Annotated in this window: 4 protein-coding genes; all 4 read left to right on the top strand. The window is 40.6% G+C overall.

What is annotated here, in order from left to right; all coding sequences use genetic code 11:
• Nucleotides 1-311: 311 nt before the first annotated feature.
• The 4 genes from EO125_RS09610 to EO125_RS09600 all read left to right on the top strand — a co-directional run bounded on the left by EO125_RS09610 (nucleotide 312) and on the right by EO125_RS09600 (nucleotide 5,452).
• On the top strand, nucleotides 312-1,235 hold the full coding sequence (locus EO125_RS09610) for a DUF4268 domain-containing protein (RefSeq protein WP_127148707.1): 924 nt from the start codon (nucleotides 312-314) through the stop codon (nucleotides 1,233-1,235).
• Nucleotides 1,236-1,554: 319 nt separating this feature from the next.
• Nucleotides 1,555-1,635, top strand: coding sequence for a putative holin-like toxin (locus EO125_RS10215; RefSeq protein ID WP_369688082.1), 81 nt, complete (start codon nucleotides 1,555-1,557; stop codon nucleotides 1,633-1,635).
• A 393-nt stretch (nucleotides 1,636-2,028) separates the two neighbouring features.
• Nucleotides 2,029-3,597, top strand: a complete 1,569-nt coding sequence (locus EO125_RS09605) for a YadA-like family protein (RefSeq protein WP_127148706.1) — start codon at nucleotides 2,029-2,031, stop codon at nucleotides 3,595-3,597.
• 724 nt (nucleotides 3,598-4,321) lie between these two features.
• A complete protein-coding gene (locus tag EO125_RS09600; RefSeq protein ID WP_127148705.1) occupies nucleotides 4,322-5,452 on the top strand; it encodes an efflux RND transporter periplasmic adaptor subunit in 1,131 nt (376 codons plus the stop codon).
• Nucleotides 5,453-6,300: the final 848 nt, after the last annotated feature.

Genomic DNA, 6,300 nt, shown 5'->3' with positions numbered 1-6,300 from the left:
ATTTACTGGTAGTGCATTTAATAAATTTGTGTTAGTATTAGTCATAAGAACTGAACCTTCTTTCTGTGATTTTTATTAGACACTTAAATCTTAAAGAAGTTCAGTTCTTTTTTCAATACTAACTAAACATGTTTACACAAAATATTTTACACTGTCAAGGCTACTGTGGATAACGGTGTGCCTTAAAGTGCAAAACTTTATTTAGCTATATGTATATGGAGAGGATATCTGTATATAATTGGTATATAGTATGGTAAAATAGATATATAGATAATGACTCGATGATATAACAGTATGCATGGGGGTGTGTTATGAAGTTAGGTAAACTTTCAGAGGTAGATATTAGAGACCTTTGGAAACATGAGCAATACGATTTTTCGGAGTGGCTATCTAAGGAAGAAAATATAGAAATATTAGGAGATGAAATAGGATTAACGTTAACCGATATTGATAAGGAAGTGTTTGTTGGCTCTTATCGATGTGATTTGGTAGCTCGTGATGAAACGACAGGTGTAAAGGTAATTATTGAAAATCAATTGGAAACGACAAATCATGATCATTTAGGAAAGATTATTACCTATGCATCTGGATTAGATGCAGATGTAGTCATTTGGATTGTGAAAGAGGCTAAAGAGGAACATCGAAGTGCTGTTGAATGGTTAAATAATAAAACGACCAAAGATGTATCTTTCTTTTTAATTGAAATTCACGCCTACCAAATTGGAGATTCGCTGCCAGCACCTAAGTTTGTGTTAGTGGAAAAGCCTAATGACTTTTTAAAAATAACTAGTACGAATCGAGGAAATGCTGAGGTTAGTAAAAGTGAAGCCGACCGATTGAATTTTTGGACTCGTTTTAATGAAGTATTAGTAAGCAGAAATAAACCCTTTAATGTTAGAAAGGCGCACACAGAACGTTGGTATAGTGTAGCGATAGGAACGAGTGAAGCAGGAATATCCATTTCATTATTGGGTAGAACTAATAGAATTAGTATAGAGTTTGCCATCAAAGATAATAAGCAAATGTTTGATTCGTTATATAAAATGCGGGAGACGATAGAAAGTGAATTGGGATTTTCTATGCAGTGGCAACGACTAGATAATAAAAAGGCATCAAGGATTCTATATTACATTGATGGACTAGATTTTGACCGACAAGAGAACTATGATGAACTAATTAATGAAATTATTGATAAGGCAATCATAATGAGAGATGTATTTAAGCAACACATTTGAATCGTCACTTGTAATGTTATGTAGCCTGTGGCGGTGTTAACTAAATATGATAAAGAGAAGACCGTAACACACCCCTTCTCAAACTATACAGTGGTTATGCTTGTTCAGGGGTATGTTACGGTCTTCTTGGGTTTGTGTGATTTAGGTATAAAAGGTCTGCCACAAGGCTACTACACGTGATGGCGTTCCTCAGGGGATTGTGAATTACTTTCAAAAATAGTTTATTGATATACACGAACTGTGATATAATGAAAATACAGAAGTGTCACCAACGTGATGTTAGGTTCATCTTCTTTACTTGGTAAGGGAGGTGGGTAATATGACAGTATTTGAAGCATTATCTTTAATGATTGGTTTCGGTATTTTATTATTAGCATTACTCACATACTTAAAGAAGTAATCTTTAATATGTGAAAGGCCTAACGATTTAATAAGTATTCGCAGTACTTATACACGTTAGGCCATCATTTTGTAATATTCCAGATGAGCCTAACGCCTTCACACGTTGGTGGCTCTTCTTTTTTGTTGCTTTAATTATAGCACAGTTTATAGATGGATTACAAGGCTACGTGGATAAGGGTTTATCTTAGGGGGCTAAGGTTTTGTTTGGTTGTACGCGGACATGACAGTTGTTCAGCATTACTTATATCCTTTTGTAGTGTACAAATGTTGACAGGGGGGGTATTGAGTGCTATAGTTAGCAGTATGCTGAATTATAAGAAGGATGAATTATAAGTATGCTGTAGGGTGGTGTACTCTATGGCTAATGAAAGGATATAAATGAGGTGATGCTATGTATATAGGTCGTACTGCGATGGTGGCTAGTATTTTAGTAGGGAGTATGTTCTCTTCGTATGGGGCGGCTACAACTTTGAATGAGGGGACTAGTGGTGAGTTATCATGGGGGACTAGTGCGTCGGCAACGACGAATGCGGTGGCAGTGGGAACTTCTGCTAATGCTTCTGGTAAGTTTGGTATTGCCTTAGGAAAAGGGAGTACTGCCAGTGGTGCGAAAGGAATTGCAACAGGGATTTCTTCGCAAGCGACAAAAACGGGTGCAGTGGCGATTGGCGCTGAAAGCAAAGCCGAGGAGAAGTATGCGGTAGCATTGGGTTATAGTGCAGCTGCTAGTGGAGAGAAATCCTATGCAGCTGGTTATGGTGCAGTTGCCTCTGCGACAAATTCTATGGCCATAGGACCGAGTAGTATTGCCAGTGCGGAGGATAGTGTGGTCATTGGTAATTTGGGTAAAGTAAATAAAAATGCTACACAAGGGATTGCGGTAGGTTCTAAAGCAACGGTAGCAGAAAAGACTCAACAAGGGGTTGCGGTAGGCTCTGAGGCGAAGGTCAATGCGGATCATGGTATTGCCATTGGTAAAGAAGCTAAAGCAGGGGGAGTAACAACGGACCCAAATCTAAATGGTCCAGCATATTATGCGGATGCCATTGCCATTGGATACCAAGCAGAAGCCAATCGTGATAGTGCTATAGCGTTTGGTAAACAAGCTAAAGCAACGCATATAAAGAGCATGGCACTTGGTGTAGAATCGAAAGGAACTGGTGAGTTTAGTACAGCAGTAGGCAATCAAAGTATGGCGACTGGTTACGGTAGTGTAGGGCTAGGCAACCAGTCTAAGGCGCAGGCAGATTTTGCCATAGCTATAGGAAATAAGGCTGAGGCGACTAAGGAAAATGCCCTTGCCATTGGTCGATATGCGAGAGTACACGGAATCAATTCTGTGGGGCTGGGGCGAAATAGTGAAGTAAAAGATGGAGTAACCAATTCTGTGGCACTAGGCTATGGCTCAGTGGCTGAAGAGAGTAATGTAGTATCTGTTGCTTATAAAGAAACGAATACTGCTACGGAGTTATCTCATAGAAAAATCGTAGGCGTAGATGATGGTGTCAATGATTTTGACGCGGTTAATGTACGCCAGTTGAAAGCGATACAAGGACAACAAGGGCAAGATATGTCAACGATACTTGCAGAAGTACAGGGGGCACGCAGTGAAATACGAGGAGTAGCAGCGAGTAGTGCAGCTCTTGCTGCGCTAAACCCGTTATCCTATGATGCGAATCATCCAACGCAGTTCATGGTCGGTTTCGGCACATACAAAGGACGTCAAGCCATGGCGTTAGGACTGTCCCATTTCGTCAATGATCGGTTCATGGTGAAAGTGGGCGGTACCTTAGGTAGTGGTAATGAGACAGGACACATGATGAATGTGGGCTTGACTTGGAAATTTGGAACCAGCCAAGGCGCACCAGCAATAAGCGATAGAGCGCTGATAGAACAGTTACTAGAAGATAACCGTCAATTGAAAGCACGGTTGGAGGCATTAGAAGCACGTCTCTTGTAACGCTATGTAGCCTGTGGCGGTCATTATCTGAATAGGGCAAAGGGAAACGAGCAACACATTCCTTCACAAACGGTATTTCATAATGTTTGTTCAGGAACATGTTGCTCGTTTCTGTATTTCGTATATTTAGTGAGTAAAGGACCGCCACAAAGGCTACTACGCGTGACTGCGTTCCTCTGGTGAAAAGTTTGTGGTTGTTTGGGACACACCGTGCTCTTCTTGTGTTTGTGTGATTTAGGTAGAAAAGATCCGCCACAAGGCGTTCTACGCATGACTGCGTTCCTCAGGGGATTGTAAATTACTTCAAAAATGGTTTATTGATATACACGAACTGTGATATAATGAAAATACAGAAGTGTCACCAACGTGAGTTGGGCTCATCTCTTCCTATTATGGGAGGAGGTGGTTGCTATGACTAAGTACGAAAAAACCTCGTTGATTATTTCTATTGCTAGTTTAGAAATTCAAATCATTGACCTTTTAAAATAGTCAACGAAAAGGCCTAACGTAAAAGAGGTTTGCCGACCTCACACGTTAGGCTATTTCAATTAGTACATTCTTGAGATGAGCCTAACGCCGATCACACGTTGGTGGCTCTTCTTTTTGTTACATTTATTATAGCACGATTTATAGCCAAATTACAAGGCTAACACACATGATGGAGTTCGTGTGCTAGATATTCCGATGTAAGAGTAGTATAATACTCTCTATATGAGAGGAGCGGATGATGAATTATTCTTGGATACGGAAATATTGGATATATATAACAGTGGTGGCGGTGCTGATCATTGCTGGCGGTGTGTTCGCATGGATGCAACCCAAAACGGTGCAAGTGGTGAACCCTGTGGAACGGCAAATGCCGGTGCGCATCAGTCATGAGGCGAATGTTACGGCACTCTATAAGGCTAGTGTGGAACCTACGGTATCGGGACCGGTGTCTACTTTCACGGTGAAAGTAGGTGACATGGTGAAAGTTGGTCAAGTGCTAGCTATGATTGACACGACGTCACTACAACAACAGTTGCAATCGCTATTAGGACAGTTGCAGGAGACCCGCAGTCGGGTGCCACAACAGAGTGCATCCACAACGGTGGTGGGCGGTAGTGTGTCATCGGCGGATGTGGAGCGGGCACGATATATGCGTGATGCGGGCATTATTACGAGTCGCGAGTTTGAATCGATTGCAGCGAGGGCACAATCGCAAGTGGTAACGGTGCCATCCTATTCGAGTGGATCTGGGGCAGATACATCTGGTATTGAAGCGGCTATGGCAAAAATACAAGCGCAAATAGCAGCAGCGCAAATACTTTCACCGATGGAAGGCAGAGTAGCAGCCATTTACAATGAAGATAGAAAAATTGCCATAGAAGGGAAACCGCTGATTCTTATACAACAAGATTCCCCTGTGGTAGCCACATTGAGCGTGCCTCAAAGTTTCGGAGCTATTTTGAAACAGCCCAATAGTATTGGTGGTGTACAAGTCTATTTAGATGTAAATGGAACACAGGTGCCAGGACAGATTACATTTGTGGGAACAGAGTCGGGACCTAGTATTACTGTAAAAGCAACTTTCAATGTGCAGCCAGGACAAGTAACAATAGGTGATTTCTATACATTGGTGATTGAAACGAAAGCAGAAGCACCAGCCCTTACTTTGCCTAAAGAAATTATTCGTGATGGCGAGAATGGTAAGTTTGTGTATGTGCTGACGGACAATAATACGATTGATATACGGACGATTGAGATAGGATTAGAAATGGATGGAGTGGTGACCATATTGGATGGATTACATCCGACAGATCGTGTGGTGACAAGTAAGGGGAACTATGAACTGGGCGAAAGCGTTCACTTGTGATGCTATGTAGCCTGTGGCGTTCGTAACTGAATAGGGTAAAGGGAAGCCCGTAATACACCCCTTATCAAACAATACAGTGGTTATATTTGTTCAGGAGTATGTTACGGTCTTTTGCGTTTGTATGATTTAGGTAGTAAGGGGACGCCACAAGGCATGTTACGCATAAGAGCATTCCTAGGGAGGAATGCTTATGCCCTAAGCTATTGAATAGCTAATATACGTATGGCACTACATTATATATATCAATCAATCAGAATAGAAGTGAGTGTAACAGGGTGACCGAGATTTTTGTTAAGTATATCTTGATTTGTTTGACCTTCTTTGTTTTAATAAGCGCTATTGTTACATGATGTTATATACGATTATAATAGAAAACTCGATAGTGCACTCTGATTATAGGTATATTTTATCCAGAGGTCTTGAGCAAGGCAGGAGGTCTAGATTAAATTCTATAGAAAATACATGTAAAAATTTCTATAAAGAGGGGTTGCAAAATGTTGGGAAATGTCATATAATACTTGCAGTGCTTGAGATACAAGCATTTTTAATTTTCTTAAAAGTCATAGCTTAAAGAAAATTTTAAAAGGTTAAAAATAACTGTTGACACAAACTTGTGAATCTGCTATTATAATCTAGTCGCCACAACACAGTGTTGTGAACGACAAAGTTGATCTTTGAAAACTGAACAATGTAAAGTAATTACTTCGAAAGAAGTAAACATAAGCCAGAGTGCGGGTTTCACATAGTTGAAACCAACCAAAAAATTCTAGCCAAGCAATTGGCAACAACGAAACAAAATGAGCTATCAAATAGCTTCAAGATATCTTGGAGAGTTTGATCCTGGCTCA

Source organism: Veillonella sp. VA139 (assembly GCF_003992005.1).
GTDB lineage: Bacteria > Bacillota > Negativicutes > Veillonellales > Veillonellaceae > F0422.
Note: the sequence above shows the minus strand (reverse complement) of the source record. Positions and strands in the feature narration are given on the sequence as shown.

Excerpts from the sequence above, each read along its gene's own strand:
- EO125_RS09610 (WP_127148707.1), top strand. The coding sequence starts at position 312 with ATGAAGTTAGGTAAACTTTCAGAGGTAGATATTAGAGACCTTTGGAAA.
- EO125_RS10215 (WP_369688082.1), top strand. The coding sequence starts at position 1,555 with ATGACAGTATTTGAAGCATTATCTTTAATGATTGGTTTCGGTATTTTA.
- EO125_RS09605 (WP_127148706.1), top strand. The coding sequence starts at position 2,029 with ATGTATATAGGTCGTACTGCGATGGTGGCTAGTATTTTAGTAGGGAGT.
- EO125_RS09600 (WP_127148705.1), top strand. The coding sequence starts at position 4,322 with ATGATGAATTATTCTTGGATACGGAAATATTGGATATATATAACAGTG.